The organism is Stenotrophomonas sp. YJH_SMC_131 (assembly GCF_059367975.1).
In genome coordinates this window covers 173,332-190,034 of record NZ_JCAFRJ010000001.1, presented here as the reverse complement: position 1 = coordinate 190,034, position 16,703 = coordinate 173,332, and the positions used below count along the sequence as shown (strand labels likewise).

At 67.8% G+C, this 16,703-nt stretch carries 18 protein-coding genes; 13 read left to right on the top strand and 5 right to left on the bottom strand.

The features are described from left to right. Positions 1-79 precede the first annotated feature (79 nt). A complete protein-coding gene (locus AC5P56_RS00800) occupies positions 80-964 on the top strand; it encodes a LysR family transcriptional regulator (protein WP_014648394.1) in 885 nt (294 codons plus the stop codon). Positions 965-1,116: 152 nt separating this feature from the next. Here AC5P56_RS00800 and AC5P56_RS00795 read toward each other — a convergent pair whose 3' ends face one another. Beyond that, on the bottom strand, positions 1,117-1,779 hold the full coding sequence (locus tag AC5P56_RS00795) for a TetR/AcrR family transcriptional regulator (RefSeq protein WP_049440662.1): 663 nt from the start codon (positions 1,777-1,779) through the stop codon (positions 1,117-1,119). 75 nt (positions 1,780-1,854) lie between these two features. Here AC5P56_RS00795 and AC5P56_RS00790 point away from each other — a divergent pair, with 75 nt between their 5' ends. Then, positions 1,855-2,550 carry a DAPG hydrolase family protein gene (locus tag AC5P56_RS00790; protein WP_495231393.1) on the top strand — a complete coding sequence of 232 codons (696 nt, stop codon included), beginning with the start codon at positions 1,855-1,857 and terminating at the stop codon, positions 2,548-2,550. Between the two features lie 12 nt (positions 2,551-2,562). On the opposite strand, the gene AC5P56_RS00785 is transcribed toward AC5P56_RS00790, so the two are convergent. Further along, positions 2,563-2,979 (bottom strand): VOC family protein, encoded by a 417-nt coding sequence (locus AC5P56_RS00785; RefSeq protein ID WP_495231392.1) that lies wholly within the window; start codon positions 2,977-2,979, stop codon positions 2,563-2,565. A 114-nt stretch (positions 2,980-3,093) separates the two neighbouring features. Here AC5P56_RS00785 and AC5P56_RS00780 point away from each other — a divergent pair, with 114 nt between their 5' ends. Beyond that, complete coding sequence (locus AC5P56_RS00780) at positions 3,094-3,771, top strand: SMI1/KNR4 family protein (protein ID WP_075076355.1); 678 nt, start codon at positions 3,094-3,096, stop codon at positions 3,769-3,771. A gap of 112 nt (positions 3,772-3,883) precedes the next feature. Here AC5P56_RS00780 and AC5P56_RS00775 read toward each other — a convergent pair whose 3' ends face one another. Further along, a complete protein-coding gene (locus tag AC5P56_RS00775; RefSeq protein WP_049408792.1) occupies positions 3,884-4,987 on the bottom strand; it encodes an alkene reductase in 1,104 nt (367 codons plus the stop codon). A 129-nt stretch (positions 4,988-5,116) separates the two neighbouring features. Between AC5P56_RS00775 and AC5P56_RS00770 the strand changes: the two genes are divergently transcribed. From AC5P56_RS00770 to AC5P56_RS00745, 6 genes are all read left to right on the top strand, one after another. Further along, entirely contained in the window at positions 5,117-6,022 is a 906-nt protein-coding gene (locus tag AC5P56_RS00770; RefSeq protein WP_046432481.1) for a LysR family transcriptional regulator, read from the top strand. A gap of 70 nt (positions 6,023-6,092) precedes the next feature. Continuing rightward, a complete protein-coding gene (gene frmR, locus AC5P56_RS00765; RefSeq protein WP_005411009.1) occupies positions 6,093-6,368 on the top strand; it encodes a formaldehyde-responsive transcriptional repressor FrmR in 276 nt (91 codons plus the stop codon). Between the two features lie 58 nt (positions 6,369-6,426). Then, positions 6,427-7,536: an S-(hydroxymethyl)glutathione dehydrogenase/class III alcohol dehydrogenase gene (locus AC5P56_RS00760; protein WP_032960685.1), complete on the top strand. Its 1,110-nt coding sequence runs from the start codon at positions 6,427-6,429 to the stop codon at positions 7,534-7,536. 8 nt (positions 7,537-7,544) lie between these two features. Further along, positions 7,545-7,901 (top strand): YqcC family protein, encoded by a 357-nt coding sequence (locus AC5P56_RS00755; RefSeq protein ID WP_164166482.1) that lies wholly within the window; start codon positions 7,545-7,547, stop codon positions 7,899-7,901. Between the two features lie 63 nt (positions 7,902-7,964). Next, positions 7,965-8,795, top strand: a complete 831-nt coding sequence (gene fghA / locus AC5P56_RS00750) for an S-formylglutathione hydrolase (RefSeq protein WP_197574884.1) — start codon at positions 7,965-7,967, stop codon at positions 8,793-8,795. A gap of 159 nt (positions 8,796-8,954) precedes the next feature. Further along, on the top strand, positions 8,955-10,400 hold the full coding sequence (locus AC5P56_RS00745; protein ID WP_049408786.1) for a GGDEF domain-containing protein: 1,446 nt from the start codon (positions 8,955-8,957) through the stop codon (positions 10,398-10,400). A gap of 39 nt (positions 10,401-10,439) precedes the next feature. Here AC5P56_RS00745 and AC5P56_RS00740 read toward each other — a convergent pair whose 3' ends face one another. Together AC5P56_RS00740 and AC5P56_RS00735 are read right to left on the bottom strand one after the other, a co-directional pair. Next, positions 10,440-10,910, bottom strand: a complete 471-nt coding sequence (locus AC5P56_RS00740) for a hypothetical protein (protein ID WP_262224743.1) — start codon at positions 10,908-10,910, stop codon at positions 10,440-10,442. Between the two features lie 5 nt (positions 10,911-10,915). Continuing rightward, a complete protein-coding gene (locus AC5P56_RS00735; RefSeq protein WP_046432504.1) occupies positions 10,916-11,362 on the bottom strand; it encodes a universal stress protein in 447 nt (148 codons plus the stop codon). Between the two features lie 141 nt (positions 11,363-11,503). On the opposite strand from AC5P56_RS00735, the gene AC5P56_RS00730 reads away from it, so the two are divergent. The 4 genes from AC5P56_RS00730 to AC5P56_RS00715 all read left to right on the top strand — a co-directional run bounded on the left by AC5P56_RS00730 (position 11,504) and on the right by AC5P56_RS00715 (position 16,616). Then, entirely contained in the window at positions 11,504-12,421 is a 918-nt protein-coding gene (locus tag AC5P56_RS00730; protein WP_014648381.1) for a LysR family transcriptional regulator, read from the top strand. A gap of 153 nt (positions 12,422-12,574) precedes the next feature. Further along, entirely contained in the window at positions 12,575-14,104 is a 1,530-nt protein-coding gene (locus tag AC5P56_RS00725) for an MFS transporter (protein WP_495231391.1), read from the top strand. Positions 14,105-14,124: 20 nt separating this feature from the next. Continuing rightward, complete coding sequence (locus tag AC5P56_RS00720; protein ID WP_014648379.1) at positions 14,125-15,207, top strand: HlyD family secretion protein; 1,083 nt, start codon at positions 14,125-14,127, stop codon at positions 15,205-15,207. Further along, the gene (locus AC5P56_RS00715; protein ID WP_495231390.1) at positions 15,204-16,616 is read left to right on the top strand and encodes an efflux transporter outer membrane subunit; all 1,413 of its coding nucleotides are present in this window, start codon (positions 15,204-15,206) and stop codon (positions 16,614-16,616) included. Before AC5P56_RS00720 ends, AC5P56_RS00715 begins: the two co-directional genes overlap by 4 nt. Positions 16,617-16,703: the final 87 nt, after the last annotated feature.

Below are 16,703 nucleotides of genomic sequence, written 5' to 3'. Positions count from 1 at the left end.
GGCGTTTTACAATACGCCCCGCAACCAGCAGCAAGAAGCGCGGATATCGGCATGATTCATCAAGTGAAACTGCACAATCGTGGCCACTGACAACCTCTCCCACCTGGCCGCGTTCGCCGCGGTCGCCCGCCACCGCAGCTTCCGCCGTGCCGGCGCCGAGCTGGCGCTGTCGACCTCGGCGGTGAGCTACGCGATCCGCGCGCTGGAGGAACGGTTGGGGGTGGGCCTGTTCCATCGCACCACCCGCAGCGTGGCCCTGACCGAGGCCGGGCAGCGCCTGCTGGAGCGCCTGCAGCCGGCGTTGGGGCAGGTGCACGACGCACTGGAAGAAATGAACCACTTCCGCGCAGCCCCGGCCGGCCTGCTGCGCATCAACGCCACCCGCGCGGCGGTACCGACCCAGTTGGGGCCGAGGCTGGCGCGCTTCCTGCACGCCCATCCCGACGTGCGGGTGGAGCTGACCGAAAATGACGGCCTGGTCGACATCGTCGCCGAGGGCTACGACGCCGGCGTGCGCCTGCATGAGTTCGTGCCGGAGGACATGGTGGCGGTGCCGATGGGGCCGCCACTGCGCGGGCTGATCGTCGGCTCGCCGGACTACCTGCGGCGTCGGCCGGCACCGCAGCATCCGCGCGACCTGGCCGCGCACGAATGCATCCGCTTCCGCTTCGCCAGTGGGCACCTGTACAAGTGGCAGTTCGAGCGCGATGGGCAGGCGCTGGAGATCGACGTGCCCGGGCGGTTGACCCTGTGCGAGCAGGGCACGATCGTGCGCGCCGTTCTGGATGGCATCGGCCTGGCGTACGTGCTGGAAGACACGGCAAGGCCGTACATCGAATCGGGGCAGATGGTGGCGGTGCTGGAAGACTGGAGCGAGCCGTTTGCCGGCTTCGCGCTGTACTACCCGAAGCAGCGGCAGATGCCGGGCGCGTTGCGTGCGTTCGTGGATATGTTGCGCGAGTGAGTTGCGATGGATGACGTGGTGCCGACCAACGGTCGGCACCCACCGGGGCAGGCCATTGCCAACCAACGGTCGGCACCTGCCGGGGCAGGGCGTTGCCGATCAACGAATCGACATCGGCCGGTAGATCCACGCCATGCGTGGATGGCACCACGCTACGGCCCTTGCAACACCGGCGCCAACAACGCCACGCACTCACGCAGATGCATCTCCACCGGCGCATCCTCGGCCACCACGCCGATCACGCGTTCGCGCAGCGGCTCGGCCACGGCCATCGCCAGGATCAGCCGCGCCATGCATGCGGAATCTCCCTCGCGCAGCAGTCCACGCTGCTGCTGACGTGCCAGCCAGTCGGCCAGCAGCGCACGGCCGCGTTCGATGCCGTTGTCGAGGTAGGCCTGCAGCAGCGCGTCCTTGCCGGGGAAATCGGTGGCCAGCAGGCGGAACACCTGCACCGCCTGCGCCGATAGCGCCTGCGTGCACACCGCGTGCAGGATGTCCTGCAGCAACGGCACGACCTCTTGGGCATTGCGCGCATCACGCTGCAGCTGTGGCGCGAAGCCGTCGGTCCACTCACGCACCGCCAACCCGACCAGCTCCTCGCGGTTGCTGGCATGGCGGTACACGGTCTTCTTCGCCACCCCGGCGTGCGCCGCCACCGCTTCAATGGTGGTGGCCTCGTAACCCTGTGCCAGCAGCAGCTCCAGCGTCGCCTGCAGCACCGCGTGGCGGACTTCGGCTTCCGGTCGCGCAGGGCGGCCACGGCGGCGGGTCGGTGATGTGGGCGCGGGCAGGGTGGTGCTGTTCATTGCGCCCATCTTACCGCATCCGGTTAATTGCGAAACGGAAAGCGTTTCCGTATTTTCGGGTCTCCCAACCCGTAGGAGACCCCCATGGATACCGCTGTGAACGCTCGCCCCTGGCTGGACCACCACGATCTGCTGGACCCGGCGCCGATGCATCTGGAAACCGGCATCCAGCGCCGCGAAGACGGCACGCTGCTGGTGGCGGTGCGCACCGATCTGCACGGCTGCAAGGGCCGCATGCTGGACTGGTGGTTCACCTTCTTCGAGACCACCCAGCACATCCGCTGGTGGCATCCGGTCGATCATGTCGAGCATCGCGGCTGGGACGCGGCCTGGCAGCGCGGGCGCAGCTACCACGGCGCCAGCATCCATGCGGTGGAATCGCTCGCTGACATTCCGCCGGTGGCGGCGCGCCTGAAGTTCCATGACCCGCGCACCTTGCTGGTGCCCGAACGCCTGCAGGCGGCACAGGATGCAGGCCATGTATCGGCGGTGATCGCCGCGCGCATCGGCTTCGGTGATCACGTGCGTCTGGATGTACAGGGCGATCCCTGCGATGGGCAGATGCTGCATGTGGCGCGCGATACGCCGTTTGGCTGCGTGCTGCGCAGCCGCTTCGTGCTCGGCCTGGACAGCGCCGATCCGCGTCGCGATGCCAGCGACGCGGTCGGCCTGGGCCTGCTCAGGCACTGCTATACGGAGTTCAGTTTCCTGTCGCGGCTGCTGCCTTCGCTGTACTACGGCGAGCGCGCCAACGGCGAAGCAGTGCCGTTGCCGTGGTGAACGGCGCGCCGGTCATTCAACCAGCGCATCGTAGCCTTCGCCACTGAACTGGATCAGGCAGAAGCCATGCCCGAACGGATCGGCCAGTACGGCGATGCGTCCCCAGCGACGCTCGCGCACGGACTGCTCGAGTGTCGCCCTGGCCGCAACTGCACGTGCCAGCGCGGCTTCAATGTCATCCACCACCCAGTCCAGGTGCAGCGGCGTCCAATGACGCTCGTAGTCGCGCACGTCGCCGTCTTCCGTGGCGGCGCTGCCGGCCTCGTTGTGCAGCAGGTAGAGCGGCGTTGGCCCACCGAGCAGCTCCACGGCGCCCGGGCCGAGACGGCGGCCGATGCGCAGGCCGAAGGCCCGGATGTAGAAGTCTTCGGCGGCGGCCAGGTCGGGCACGTCCATGTTGACGATGAAGCTGTGGGCAGTGGCGTTCATGGTAGCGATGGGCGGCATCCGGTGGTCGCAGTCTAGTCCTGCCGCGTGGTGCTGCCGGTTCATCTCCTGCGCGGATTCGGGCAAGCTGGGCGGTCTCGATCGACAAGGACATCCATGAGCGCGCTATCCGGCATCGAACAGGCCACCGGCCAGACCTTCCCGCCCCTGTTCAAGCAGTTGCATGCAGCGGGTCGGTTGAGCTGGGGTGCTCCCCATCCGGAATGGTCCGAGGTGGTATTCCCGGCGCTGCAGGCAGAACCGCCGGTGCTGCTGTACGCCCAGGACTATGAGCCGTTGGAACACGATGAACTGCTCGAGGCGTGGCAGGAGCTGACCGCGGAGGATCATTACAATCCCCTGCGCACTGACCTGCAGTTGCTGCCCTTTGCGCGGACCGGCGCGGGTGACAGTTACTGTTTCTGGAGCAACGCGCCCGGTTTCAGCGAACCGCCGGTGGTGATGGTGTGGCATGACGACGACCGTGCCGACGTGCTGGCCGCCAGCTACCAGGATTTCGTGTTCCGCAAGATGGTCGAAGCGGTTGCCGACTACCAGCGGCCGTACACACTGCTGTCGCACGGCGAGCTGGCCGGGAATCTGCAGCGCTGGCTGCAGACTCACCATTCCTTCCTGCGCGGCGACCAGTACGCGGCATTGCAGCGGCTGTTCGCCCGCGTTGACGATATTGAAGAAGGGAATTTCAGCGAAGACGAGGCACAGGCCATCGTCGCTGAAGTGATCGGCTTCGAGCGGTTGGACGAGTCGTTCGCCTACGTGCGCGAGGACGCCTGAGGGCTGGGGTCGGATCCGGGCGCAGCGTGGCTCTGACTCCTTGTTCGCCGAACAGGGGGCAGAGCCCTTTCCGTTGGAAGGGGATCCGACCCCGTGCGGGCCCCGTGCGGGATCAGCCTGCGGCCGGGTAATCGAGATAGCCCGCCTCGCCGCCCCCGTAATAGGTGCTGCGGTCGGGCGTGGCCAACGCGATGTTGCGCTGCAGGCGTTCGACCAGATCCGGGTTGGCGATGAACGGCTGGCCGAACGCGGCAAGGTCGATGGTGCCGGCCTCGACCAGCTGCAGGGCGCGTTCGCGGGTCATGCCGCCGGCCAGGATCACGGTGCCACCGTAGGCCTGCTTGAACTGCTGCAGGAAGGCCTCGCCCAGCACCGACTGGCCCGCCTGCTGGTTGTCGTTGAGATGCACATAGGCCAGGCCGCGCTTGCCCAGTTCCTCGGCCAGGTACAGATAGGTGGCCTCGTTGTCGGGGTAGAACGGCATGTCGAAGGTGAGATTGTTCGGTGCCAGGCGCACGCCGATGCGCTGCGCACCGATGCGCTGGGCCATCGCATCGACGGTGTCCAGGATCAAGCGCGCGCGGTTGGGCAGCGAGCCGCCGTAGTGATCTTCGCGCTGGTTGATGACCGGGTTGAGGAACTGTTCGAACAGGTAGCCGTTGGCGGCATGCAGTTCGATGCCGTCGAATCCGGCGGCGATGGCGTTCTCTGCGCCGCGCACGAAGTCGTCGACGATGCCGGGGATCTCTGCGGTCTCCAGTGCACGTGCCGGGGTGGGATCGGCGTGGCCGCGGCTGCCATCGTCCAGGTACACGAACGAGGTGTTCTTCGGTGCGCTGGCCACCGGGCGGGTACCGGCGCTGACCGGTTGCCCACCGTCGGGCTGCAGCGAGGAATGCGACATGCGGCCGACGTGCCAGAGCTGGGCGAAGATCGTGCCCTGTGCGGCATGCACCGCCTCGGTGACGAGCTTCCACCCGGCCACCTGCTCGGCCGACCAGATACCCGGGACGTCGATGTAGCCCTGGCCCTGCGGCGAGACCGGGGTGCCTTCACTGATGATCAGGCCGGCGCTGGCGCGCTGCCGGTAGTACTGCGCGGTGAGTTCGTTGGCGACCGCACCGGGGTTGCGGGCGCGGGTCATCGGGGCCATCGCGATGCGGTTGCGCAGGGCGGTGCCTGCCAGATCGAAGGGGCGGAACAGGGCGGCGATCATGTCGGTCATCTGGGTGTGGGGGAAGGCGCCAGCGGCGCGATGCACACAGGATGGAGTTGACATGCGGACGCATAAAGCGCTTCGATCTCCCCGGGCGCGGGACTATTTGTCCCCAATGGAGCGTGATAGATGCTGCCGCTGGAATCGTTGAATGGCCTGGTGACCTTCGTTACCACGGCCCGCTCAGGCAGCTTCACCGAGGCTGCCGACGCGCTGGGCATCTCGCGCTCGGCAGTGGGCAAGGCCATCGCCCGGCTGGAAGCGCGGCTGGGCGTGCGCCTGTTCCACCGCACCACGCGGCGCATCGCGCTGACCACCGATGGCGAGGCGTACTACGCATCGTGTGCGGCGGCGCTGGAAGAAATCTCCGCCGCCGAGGCCTGCCTGGGGTCGGCCGGCCTGCCCAGCGGACGGCTGCGCATCGACATGCCGTCCTCGTTCGGGCGGCTGGTGGTGCTGCCCGTGCTGCTGCGCCTGTGCCGGCAGTACCCGGACCTGCAACTGACGATGACCTTCACCGATCACTTCGTTGATCCAGTCGAAGAGGGCATCGACCTGCTGATCCGCTTCGGCGGGTTGCACCAGGCCGAGCACCTGGTCGCGCGCCGGCTGGGTCGCCAGCGCCTGGTCACCTGCGCATCGCCGGAGTACCTGCAGGCGCATGGCGTGCCAGCGACCGTGGAGGAACTGGCGCAGCATCGCAGCATCGTCGGCTTCCGCCATGGGCAACCGGTGGCGTGGCGGATTGGCAGTGATGACGCCGAGGGAACGTTCATCCCGAACGCGGCCTACCAGCTCAACGATGGTGACGCAGTGATCGATGCGGCCATCGCAGGACTGGGCATCTGCCAGATGCCCATTTCACTGGTACGCCGACATCTGGAATCCGGCGCGCTGCACTCGGTGCTGGATGCGCACATGCAACGGCATATCGACATCCATGCGCTGTGGCCACCGACCCGGCACCTGCGGCCGAAGGTGCGCTATGTGGTGGATGAGCTGGCGCGGCTGGCGGGTGAGGGCTTGTTCGATTGAACCGGCACGATTGAGCGGGATGGTTGCCCGTGTATACTATCCCCCAGTATAGTTTCGAGGTGGCCTGATCATGCCGCACTCCCCCGAAGAGAAGAAGAAGGTCCTGGCCCGCGTGCGCCGCATCCGTGGCCAGTGCGATGCGCTGGACCGCGCGCTGGAAGCTGGCGCCGACTGCGGGCCGGTGCTGCAGCAGATTGCCGCCATCCGTGGCGCGGTCAACGGCCTGATGTCCGAGGTGATGGAGGCCCATCTGCGCGAGGAGTTCGGGCAACCCGCCGCCTCCGATGAACAACGCGCTGAACGCGTGCGCGACATGAGCGCGTTGATCCGTTCATACCTGAAATAAACGACGGCGCAACATGGCGCCGCCCATCCTGTCATTGCCTGTCTCTGGAGAGTCCATCATGAAGTCCCGTGCCGCCGTCGCCTTTGGTCCCGGCCAGCCGCTGCAGATCGTCGAGATCGACGTCGCCCCGCCGAAGAAGGGCGAAGTGCTGGTGAAGATCACCCACACCGGTGTCTGCCACACCGATGCGTTCACGCTGTCCGGCGATGATCCGGAAGGCCTGTTCCCGGTGGTGCTGGGCCATGAAGGCGCCGGCATCGTGGTTGAAGTGGGCGAGGGCGTGACCAGCGTCAAGCCGGGCGACCACGTGATTCCGCTGTACACCGCCGAGTGCGGCGAGTGCCTGTTCTGCAAGAGCGGCAAGACCAACCTGTGCGTGGCCGTGCGCGCGACCCAGGGCAAGGGCGTGATGCCCGATGGCACCAGCCGCTTCAGCTACAACGGTGAGCCGCTGTACCACTACATGGGTTGCTCGACCTTCAGCGAGTACACCGTGGTGGCCGAAGTGTCGCTGGCGAAGATCAATCCGGAAGCAAACCCGGAACACGTCTGCCTGCTCGGCTGCGGCGTCACCACCGGCATCGGCGCGGTGCACAACACCGCCAAGGTGCAGGAAGGCGACAGCGTGGCGGTGTTCGGCCTCGGCGGCATCGGCCTGGCGGTGATCCAGGGCGCGCGCCAGGCCAAGGCCGGTCGCATCATCGCGGTGGACACCAATCCGTCCAAGTTCGAACTGGCGCGCGAATTCGGCGCCACCGACTGCATCAACCCGAAGGATTTCGATAAGCCGATCCAGCAGGTCATCGTCGAGATGACGACCTGGGGCGTGGACCACAGCTTCGAGTGCATCGGCAACGTCAACGTGATGCGCGCGGCGCTGGAATGCGCGCACCGTGGCTGGGGCCAGAGCGTGGTGATCGGCGTGGCCGGTTCGGGCCAGGAGATCTCCACCCGTCCGTTCCAGCTGGTGACCGGCCGCAAGTGGATGGGCACCGCCTTCGGTGGCGTGAAGGGCCGCAGCCAGCTGCCGGGCATGGTCGAGGATGCGATGAAGGGCGATATCGAACTGGCCCCGTTCGTCACCCACACCATGGACCTGGACAAGATCAACGACGCCTTCGACCTGATGCATGAAGGCAAGTCGATCCGTTCGGTGGTCCACTACTGAGCCGCGGCGTGGGCTGGTTCGACGCCCTGCGCAGGCCGCGTGCGGAGGATCCACGCGCGGCCCTGGTCGACCCGATCGAGCAGGCGCTGCGCGCGCTGGGCTGGGTCGAGGGCGACGTGGGTCCACCGCGCGCGGTGGACTCGCCCTTCGGCATTGATGAAATGCCGTTCGAGCACTGGCTGGCACAGGTATTCCTGCCGCGCCTGCACGAAGCCCGCGCCGACGGCCAGTGGCCACCGCGCAGCGACGTGGCGGTGGCGGCGTACCGCAACCTGGACGGCCAGCCTGGCGTCGAATCGTTGCTGCGCCTGCTGGCACAGCTGGATGAACTGATCAACCAAGGCGTCCACGCCGGGCGTGGATAAGCCGACCAAGGTCGGCATCTACCAGAAGCACGCGTGCGCTGACGCGCCGCGCAGGAGAGCACCATGGAACGCATTGAACACCGCGCCTGTTTCGGCGGCTGGCAGGACGTCTACCGCCATCATTCGACCACGCTGGGCTGCGACATGCAGTTCGCCGTGTACCTGCCGCCGCAGGCGGAAACGCAGACGCTGCCGGTGCTGTACTGGCTGAGCGGGCTGACCTGCACCGAGCAGAATTTCATCACCAAGGCGGGCGCGCAGCGCTATGCGGCCGAACACGGCGTGATCATTGTCGCGCCTGATACCAGCCCGCGCGGTGATGACGTGGCCGATGCCGAAGGCTACGACCTGGGCAAGGGCGCAGGGTTCTACCTCAACGCCACCCGTGCGCCCTGGGCGAAGCACTTCCGCATGCATGACTATGTAGTGCACGAGTTGCCGGCGCTGATCGAAGCGGAGTTCCCGGCGACCGGCGCACGCGCCATCAGCGGGCACTCGATGGGCGGCCACGGTGCGCTGGTGATCGCGCTGCGCAATCCGGGGCGCTACCGCAGCGTGTCGGCGTTCTCGCCGATCGTCGCGCCCAGCCATGTTCCGTGGGGGCAGAAGGCCTTCCACGCCTACCTTGGCGACAACCCGGCCGACTGGGCGCAATGGGACGCCTGCGCATTGATTGCCGCGGCCAGCGAGCGCCTGCCGTTGCTGATCGACCAGGGCGAGGCGGACGAGTTCCTGCAGACCCAGCTGCAGCCGCAGCGCCTGCAGGAGGCCTGCGCCGCTGCCGGCCATCCGCTGACCCTGCGCCTGCAGCCCGGCTACGACCACAGCTACTACTTCATTGGCAGCTTCATCGGCGAGCACATCGCCCACCACGCCCGCGCCCTGCAGGGCTGAGCCCCCGGGAAAAAGGGGACGGAGGGGATTAAGTCGCATTTGCCGCTGTGCCGCAAACGACTTAATCCCCTCCGTCCCCTTTTTCAGCGATGGATCACACCCTCGTGGCGTCGCCCCGCGCTATCGTGCGCGTAGACGGCCTTGCGGATCGGGGGATGCATGCCGGTAGTGCTGGCGCTGCTGTATGTGCTGTGCCATGGCCTGGTGCTGGCCTTGTGGCCTGGTCCGGCCGGGGTAGGCTCCTTCGTTTTCCTGACCGGTGCCCCGTTGCTGGCGGCGGCCGCCTGCCTGTGGCGGGCCCGCCGCGACCGCGCGGCACTGGGGTGGCGCGCCACGGCATTGGCGCTGCTGCTGTGGGCCGGCGGCATGGCGTTCAACATGATCGACGCCCTGGGCGCCGGGCGTGCCGATTTCACCCCGCGCGCAAGCCTGTTCCTTTACGTGCTCTACGGTGTGCCCCTGGTGTTCATCCTGGCCAGGGCGCGCCGGGAACGGGTCAGCATCAGCCTGATCGATGCGGCCATGGCGGCGCTGCTGGGCGTGCTGTTCTTCGTGCACGCGCAGTCGTTCGCCGCCCGCGTTGACATCGACGACCACGCGTTGTCCAACATGCAACGCATGTTCGATATCCAGAACCTGTGCATCGCCGTGTTCGCGGTGGTGCGCTGGCTGGCCGGCGACGTTCCCGAGCGGCGTACCTTTTTCCGCGCGCTGGCGATGTATGCGGCGACCTACCTGTTGGTGGCGTATTACATCAACCACTACACCTCCGGTGATGCGTTCGGTGCCTATGCCGATCTGCTGATCGATCTGCCGTTCCTGCTGCTGGCGCTGCTCGCACTCAGCCAGGCACCGGCGCGGGTCCTGACGCCGCATCCGCGGATGGCGCGCACGGTGCAGGCGGCGGGCCCGATGATCCTGCCGCTGCTGCTGCTGGTGGTGGGCACCCTGGTGGTCGACCATGCCCGGCCCCTGGCCGTGAGCGGTTTCGTGGTGGCGACGCTGGGGTTCGGCCTGCGCAGCATCCTGCTGCAGGTGGACCTGATGGAACGGCAGGCCTCGCTGGACCAGCTGGCGCGCCAGGATGGCCTGACAGGCGTGGCCAACCGGCGCGAGTTCGACGCGCTGCTGCTGGCCGAGTGGAATCGCGCACGGCGCAGTGGCACCGAGCTGGGCCTGCTGCTGTTGGATATCGATCATTTCAAGGCCTTCAACGACCGCCACGGCCATCCCGCCGGCGACCGCTGCCTGCAGGCCGTGGCAGCGGTACTGAAGGCGAGCGCCGGTCGCGCCGGTGACAGCGTCGCACGTTATGGCGGCGAGGAATTTGCGGTGATCGTGCCCGGAAGCGCGCTGTCGGGCGTTCTGGCGCTGGCCGAGCGCCTGCGCCAGGCGGTGGAAGCGCTGCCGTTGCCGGAAGGATCGGTCAGTATCAGCATCGGCGTGGGTTACCTGCATCCGCCGGCTCTGGCCAGTGCCGATCAGTTGCTGGCAGACGCCGATGCCGGCCTGTATGCCGCCAAGCGGGCTGGCCGCAACCAGGTGATCCTGCATGCGCACGTGCTGGATGACGAGGGCAGCACGCACGGAACGATGGACTGCTGAGCAGCTCTCTGCATGCGATCACACGGGGGGCGCGACGGCTTATCGCTGCCGCAACCAGCCGGTCGGTTCGAGCAGCCTCAGCCCGACCGGGGACAATGAGCGCTGCCGCAACGGCAGGCGTGCCGCCTGCACGGCCATTGCACAGCGCGCCAGCTGCCGGCGCAACGGTGCCAGCGTGTCGTCTTCGCGGGGCCGCGCATGCCGCCATTGTGCGATGCGCAGCAGGCAGACCAGCAGGTCCAGTTCACTGGCGGCAATGAAGGGAGAGCCGGCCGGCAGCAGATCGATCGGAGCGGCGGGGGTGGCCAGCAGCGGCAGCAGGCCGATGAAGGCGTCGCAGCCCTCCTGGCCAAGCCCGAGTCCGCTCAGCTGGGCAAGGCCATCGGCCTGCAGATCGGGGTCGCGCAACTGCCGTATCGCGCCCAGCAGCGCCTGTTCGCCCCGACCGAACTGTCGACCGAAGGCGCGGTAGTTGACCCGGGTGGGAAACAACGGGGAACGGGAGGCCATGGCAGCTAGGGCTGTGGGTCGCGGGTTTCCACCAGCACCGGACAGGGCGCGTGGTCGATGGTCCATTGCCCGATCGAGGGTTCGAACAGGCGTTCCAGCCGGGACAGGTGGCGATGGCCGATGACGATCAGGTCGCACTCCAGGCGCCGGGCCTGCTCGCTGATGACTTCGCCGGGATCGCCGGAGGGGATCTGCGCGATGGCATCGACGCCGCGCTCGCGCAGTTCGGCCAGGGCTTCGGCCAATACTGCCTCGGCGCGGGAGCGCTGGCGGGCGGCTTCCGGATACTCGGTGCGATCGGCTTCGCTGGCATCGGCCGCCAGCGCGAATTCGGGGTCGAGCACGCACAGCAGGTGCAGGCGGCTGTGGGGGCCGGCGATGGCGGCGGCCAGGTCCAGCACGCGTGCGTGCTGGGGGCCTCCATCCAGGGCGACCAGCAGGGTAGTGAACATGGATGTCTCCTTGGCAGGACGGGGATGGTCGCCGATGTCACCGCGCGCACCCATGCCGTGCGCGGCAGTCAATGAATGCGTCGAACGCAATCCATGGTGGTTGCAAGTGCCGTAGAGTCATCTGATTTACTGGAGACTGTCATGCCCCTGCCGGACCTGAACCTGTTGCTGGCACTGGACGTGCTGATTGACGAATGCAGCGTGGCCGCCGCCGCGCGCCGGATGAACCTGAGCGCGCCGGCGATGAGCCGCACCCTGGGCCGGATCCGCACTGCGCTGGGTGACCCGGTGCTGGTGCGTGCCGGCCGCGGTCTGGCGCCCACGCCCCGCGCGCTGCAGCTGCGCGAGCAGGTCCGCGATGTGATCGAGCAGGCCCACCGCGTCTTCAACGCCGGTCGTGAAGTGGACATGCGCGTGCTCGAGCGAACCTTCAGCGTGCGCGCCAATGATGTCTTCATCGGTGGATTTGGCGGTCGCCTGCGCGAGATCTTCCGCCAGCAGGCACCGCGCGCGGTGCTGCGCTTCGTACCCGAGGGCGATACCGACGATGATGCGATGGCGCAGGGCCGGATCGACCTGTACATCAGCACCGCCGGCAAGCATGCGCCCGATACCAAGGTGCAGAACCTGTTCAGTACCTCGTTCATGGGCGCCGCGCGCGAGGACCACCCACTGTTCGACGAGGAGATCAGTGCAGAGCGCTTTGCCGCGTGTGACCACATCGCGGTGTCGCGCCGTGGCCTGCCGCGTGGGCCGATCGATGATGACCTGGCCACGCTCGGCCTGCAGCGCCGCGTGGCGCTGATCAGCCCGACCTTCCACGGTGCGATCTTCGCGGCGGCCGAATCAGACCTGATCCTGCCGCAGATGCCAAGCGTGATGCTGGAGCGGATCGTCAGCATGCGCCTGCCGCTGCGCCTGTTCCCGCTGCCGATCCCGGTGCGTACCGCGGCCATCGTGCAGGCCTGGCATCCGCGGCTGGACAACGATGCCGCGCACCAGTGGCTTCGCCGTTCGATCAAGACCATGTGCGAGCGCGTCGAGGACGCCCACCGCTGAGACCCGCAGGCGTGCGCTGGACGCACGCCTGGGATGCCGGCGACGCCATTTTTCACAGGGTACCGGCTCCCTAGACTGCGCTCCCCGGAGTTTCACTGAGCGCATTCCAATGACCCTCAACATGCCGTGCACTGCACGGATCGGCGCCTGGCGATGAGTGCGCCGGCCGCCGCTGTCCCGGCCGCCGCAGCGCCCCGTCCTGCCGCCGCCCCCGGGCTCGATCGCCGCATTCTGGTCGGCCTGTGTGGCGTGCTGCTGGCGGTGCTGGTGTCCGGCTTCAACGAGAACATCACCAAGGTCGCGCTGGCCGACATCCGTGGCGCGATGGGTTTCAGCGTCGACGACGGCAGCTGGATCGTCGCCCTCTACAGCGCGATGTCGGTCAGCGCGATGGCCTTCGCGCCGTGGTGTGCCGCCACCTTCTCGCTGCGCCGTTTCGCGCTGGCGATGATCGGTGGCTTCATGGTGCTGGGCGTGCTGTGCCCGCTCGCCCCGAACCTGCAGGTGTTCCTGCTGCTGCGTGCATTGCAGGGCCTGTGCGGCGGTGCACTGCCGCCGTTGCTGATGAGCGTGGCGCTGCGCTTCCTGCCGCCTGGCATCAAGCTGTACGGCCTGGCCGGCTACGCGTTGACGGCGACGTTCGGCCCGAGCATGGGCACGCCGCTGGCCGCGTTCTGGGTCGAGCAGGTGGGCTGGCACTGGGCGTTCTGGCAGATCGTGCCGTACTGCCTGGCCGCCATGGCGATGGTCGGCTGGGGCCTGCCACAGGACCCGCTGCGGCTGGAACGCTTCGCCCAGTTCGATGGCGTTGGGCTGCTGCTCGGCCTGCCGGCGCTGGTGCTGCTGGTGCTGGGCCTGGTGCAGGGCCCGCGGCTGAACTGGTTCGATTCGCCGATGATCACGCTGATGATCGGTGGCGGTGCCGGCCTGATGGTGCTGTTCATGATCAACGAATGGTTCCACCCGCTGCCGTTCTTCAAGCTGCAGTTGTTGGCCAATCGCAATCTCAGCTACTCGCTGGTCACGCTGGGTGGCGTGCTGTTCGTGCTGCTGGCGGTGATCTCGATCCCGTCCGGCTTCCTGGCCAGCGTGCAGGGCTACCGGCCGCTGCAGACCGCACCGATGCTGCTGTGGGTGGCACTGCCACAGGTGATCGCGCTGCCGCTGGTGGCGGCCCTGTTGAACATCCGCGCGGTGGACTGCCGCTGGGTGCAGGCCACCGGCCTGGCGATGCTGGCACTGGCCTGCTGGCTGGGCTCGCACCTGGACGTGGCCTGGATCCGCGACAACTTCCTGTGGGTGCAGCTGCTGCAGGTGTTTGCCCAGCCGATGGCGGTGCTGCCGCTGCTGATGCTGGCCACCAGCGGCCTGGCGCCACAGGATGGCCCGTTTGCCTCGGCCTGGTTCAACACGGTCAAGGGCTTCGCTGCGGTGCTCGCCGGTGGCGTACTGGATGCCATCGCCCAGGGCCGCCGTCATTTCCATTCCACCGTGCTGGTCGACCGCCTTGGCGAGCAACCGTGGCTGGCCGATGGCCCGCAGCTGGGCGCGCGCCTGCATGCACAGGTACAGGCGCTGACTTCGGCCGACCTGTACTGGGTGGTCGCACTGGTGGCGTTGGCCTTCATTCCCCTCATTGCCTGGATGCCCACCCGCATCCATCCGCCACGCGCCGTGGCCTGAACCTTTCGCAGGAACCCCTCATGACGATCAATCGAACCCCTCTCAACACCGGCCTGGGCCTGGGCGTGCTGGCCCTGGCCATCGGCGCGTGGCTGCTGCTGCGCGATGGCGGTCACCAGACCACCAACAATGCGTACGTGGTGGCCGACTACACCCTGGTAGCGCCGAAGATTGCCGGCTTCGTCAGTGCCGTGGAGGTAGAGGACAACCAGTCGGTGAAGGCCGGTGACGTGCTTGCCCGCATCGACGACCGCGACTACCAGGTGGCACTGCAGGCTGCGCGTGCCGACCTTGCCAATGCCCGTGCGCAGCTGGCCAATGCGCAGGCCGCACTGGCCCAGCAGGACTCGCTGATCGCGCAGGCCAGGGCCAGCGTCGATGTCAGCCGTTCCGAACTGACCCTGGCCAGTGCCGACCAGCAGCGTTACCGCGAACTGGCCCGTGATGGCGCCGGTACCGTGCAGAACGCGCAGCAGGCGCAGTCGAAGCAGGCCGTGGCCAGTGCGCATCTGCAGCAGGGCCAGGCCGCACTGTCGACCGCACGCCAGCGCACCGACATCCTCAGCGCGGGCGTGCAGGCTGCACAGGCGGCGGTGCAGCGTGCAGAAGCGGCACAGGCACGCGCCGAACTGGATCTGTCGCACACCGTGCTGCGCGCGCCGATCGATGGCATGGTCGGTCGCCGCGCAGTGCGCGTCGGTGCCTACCTGACCCCGGGTACGCCGGTGGCTGCGGTGGTCCCGCTGAAGCGCGCCTTCGTGGTCGCCAACTTCCAGGAAACGCAGATGACCCGCATGCAGGCCGGCCAGCAGGTCGAACTGAAGGTGGACGTATTCCCGGGCACGCCGCTGCGCGGGCACATCGACAGCATTGCACCAGCCACCGGCGTCACCTTTGCTGCAGTCGCACCAGAGAACGCCACCGGCAACTTCACCAAGGTGGTGCAGCGCATTCCGGTGAAGATCGTGCTGGAGCCGGGCCAGCCGCTGCTGGACCAGCTGCGTGCCGGCATGTCGGTGGAAGCCAGCGTTGACCTGGGCAGCCGCGCGCGTGCGCAGAGCATGCAGCACGGACCGGGCCACAAGCGCGGGGAGGGCGCATGAGCGCCATTACCGTTTTCCGCACCTTCGTTGCGGCCAGCCTGTGCACGGCCCTGGCTGCCTGCGCGATGGGCCCGGACTTCGTACGCCCGCAGGCGGAACTGCCCGGCCACTGGCAGGGTGGGGCTGTCGCCGGCAACGCCATCGATCAGGACGCGGCCTGGTGGGCCGGCTTCGACGATCCGCTGCTGGGGCAGCTGGCCCACCAGGTGCTGGCGGCCAACCTGGACCTGCAGCTGGCCGCCAACCGCGTGCAGCAGAGCCGCACCGCGCGCGGCATCACCGCCGCCGATCGCCTGCCCAGCGTCAGCGCGAGCACCAGTGGCGTGCGTGCACGCAACAGCGAGGTGGGCCTGAATGATCCGTCCGGCAACGGCGGCCGTGATGACTACGGGCTGTTCCAGGCCGGTATCGGCCTGGGCTGGGAACTGGACCTGTGGGGCCGCGTGCGGCGCCAGGTGGAAGCGGCCGACGCGCGCGTGCAGATGGCCGAGGAGGATGCACACGCCGTGCGCATCGCGCTGCTGGCGGAAACCGCGCGTGATTACCTGCAGCTGCGTGCGACGCGGCAGCTGCTGGCGATCACCGAGGACAACCTCAGCATCGCGCATGACATCAAACGGCTGACCGAGGCGCGCCAGCGGCAGGGCGTGGCCAGCACGCTGCAGGTGTCCAGCGCGGCCGCGCAGGTGGCTTCGCTGCAGGCGCGCATCGCGCCGCTGCGGCATCGCGAATCGCAGCTGCGCAATGCGCTGGCGTTCCTGCTGGCACAGCCGCCGCAGGCACTGGACGCGCAGCTGCAGGATGCACGCCGTGACTGGCCGGCGTTGCCAGCGGTGGCGGTGGGTCTGCCGAGTGAACTGGCCGAGCGTCGCCCGGACATCCGTCGTGCCGAGGCGGCACTGCATGCGGCAACGGCCGGCATCGGCGTGGCCAAGGCGAGTTTCCTGCCGCGCATCACCTTGAATGGTGACGCAGGCTTCCAGGCCAAGCAGCTGGATGACCTGGATGGCTGGAACGCGCACCGTTTCAGCATCGGGCCGTCGATCAGCCTGCCGATCTTCCAGGGCGGGCGGCTGAAGGCGAACCTCGCGCTGAGCAGGCTGCAGCAGCAACAGTCGGCCCTGCAGTTCCGCCGTACCGTGTTGCAGGCCTGGCATGAGGTGGACGACGCCATGGACGGCTACAGTGCCGAGCAGCAGCGCACGGTGCAGCTGCACGTGGCGGTGGATGAGAGCGAGACGGCACTGGGGGCGGCGCGCCGGCAGTACCAGGCCGGCGTGGTCGACATGCTGGACGTGCTGACCACCCAGCGCATCGCGCTGGACAACCAGGCCGCGCTGGCCAACAGCCAGGCCGCCGCCGCGATCGCGCGGGTGGAGCTGTACCGCGCGCTCGGTGGCGGCTGGTAGCGATAGGGAAACGCCGGGCCATGCCCGGCGGTTCGTCGGTAGTTGCCAACCTTGGTTGGCAGTTTTTTTGGAGCGCCAACCAAGGGT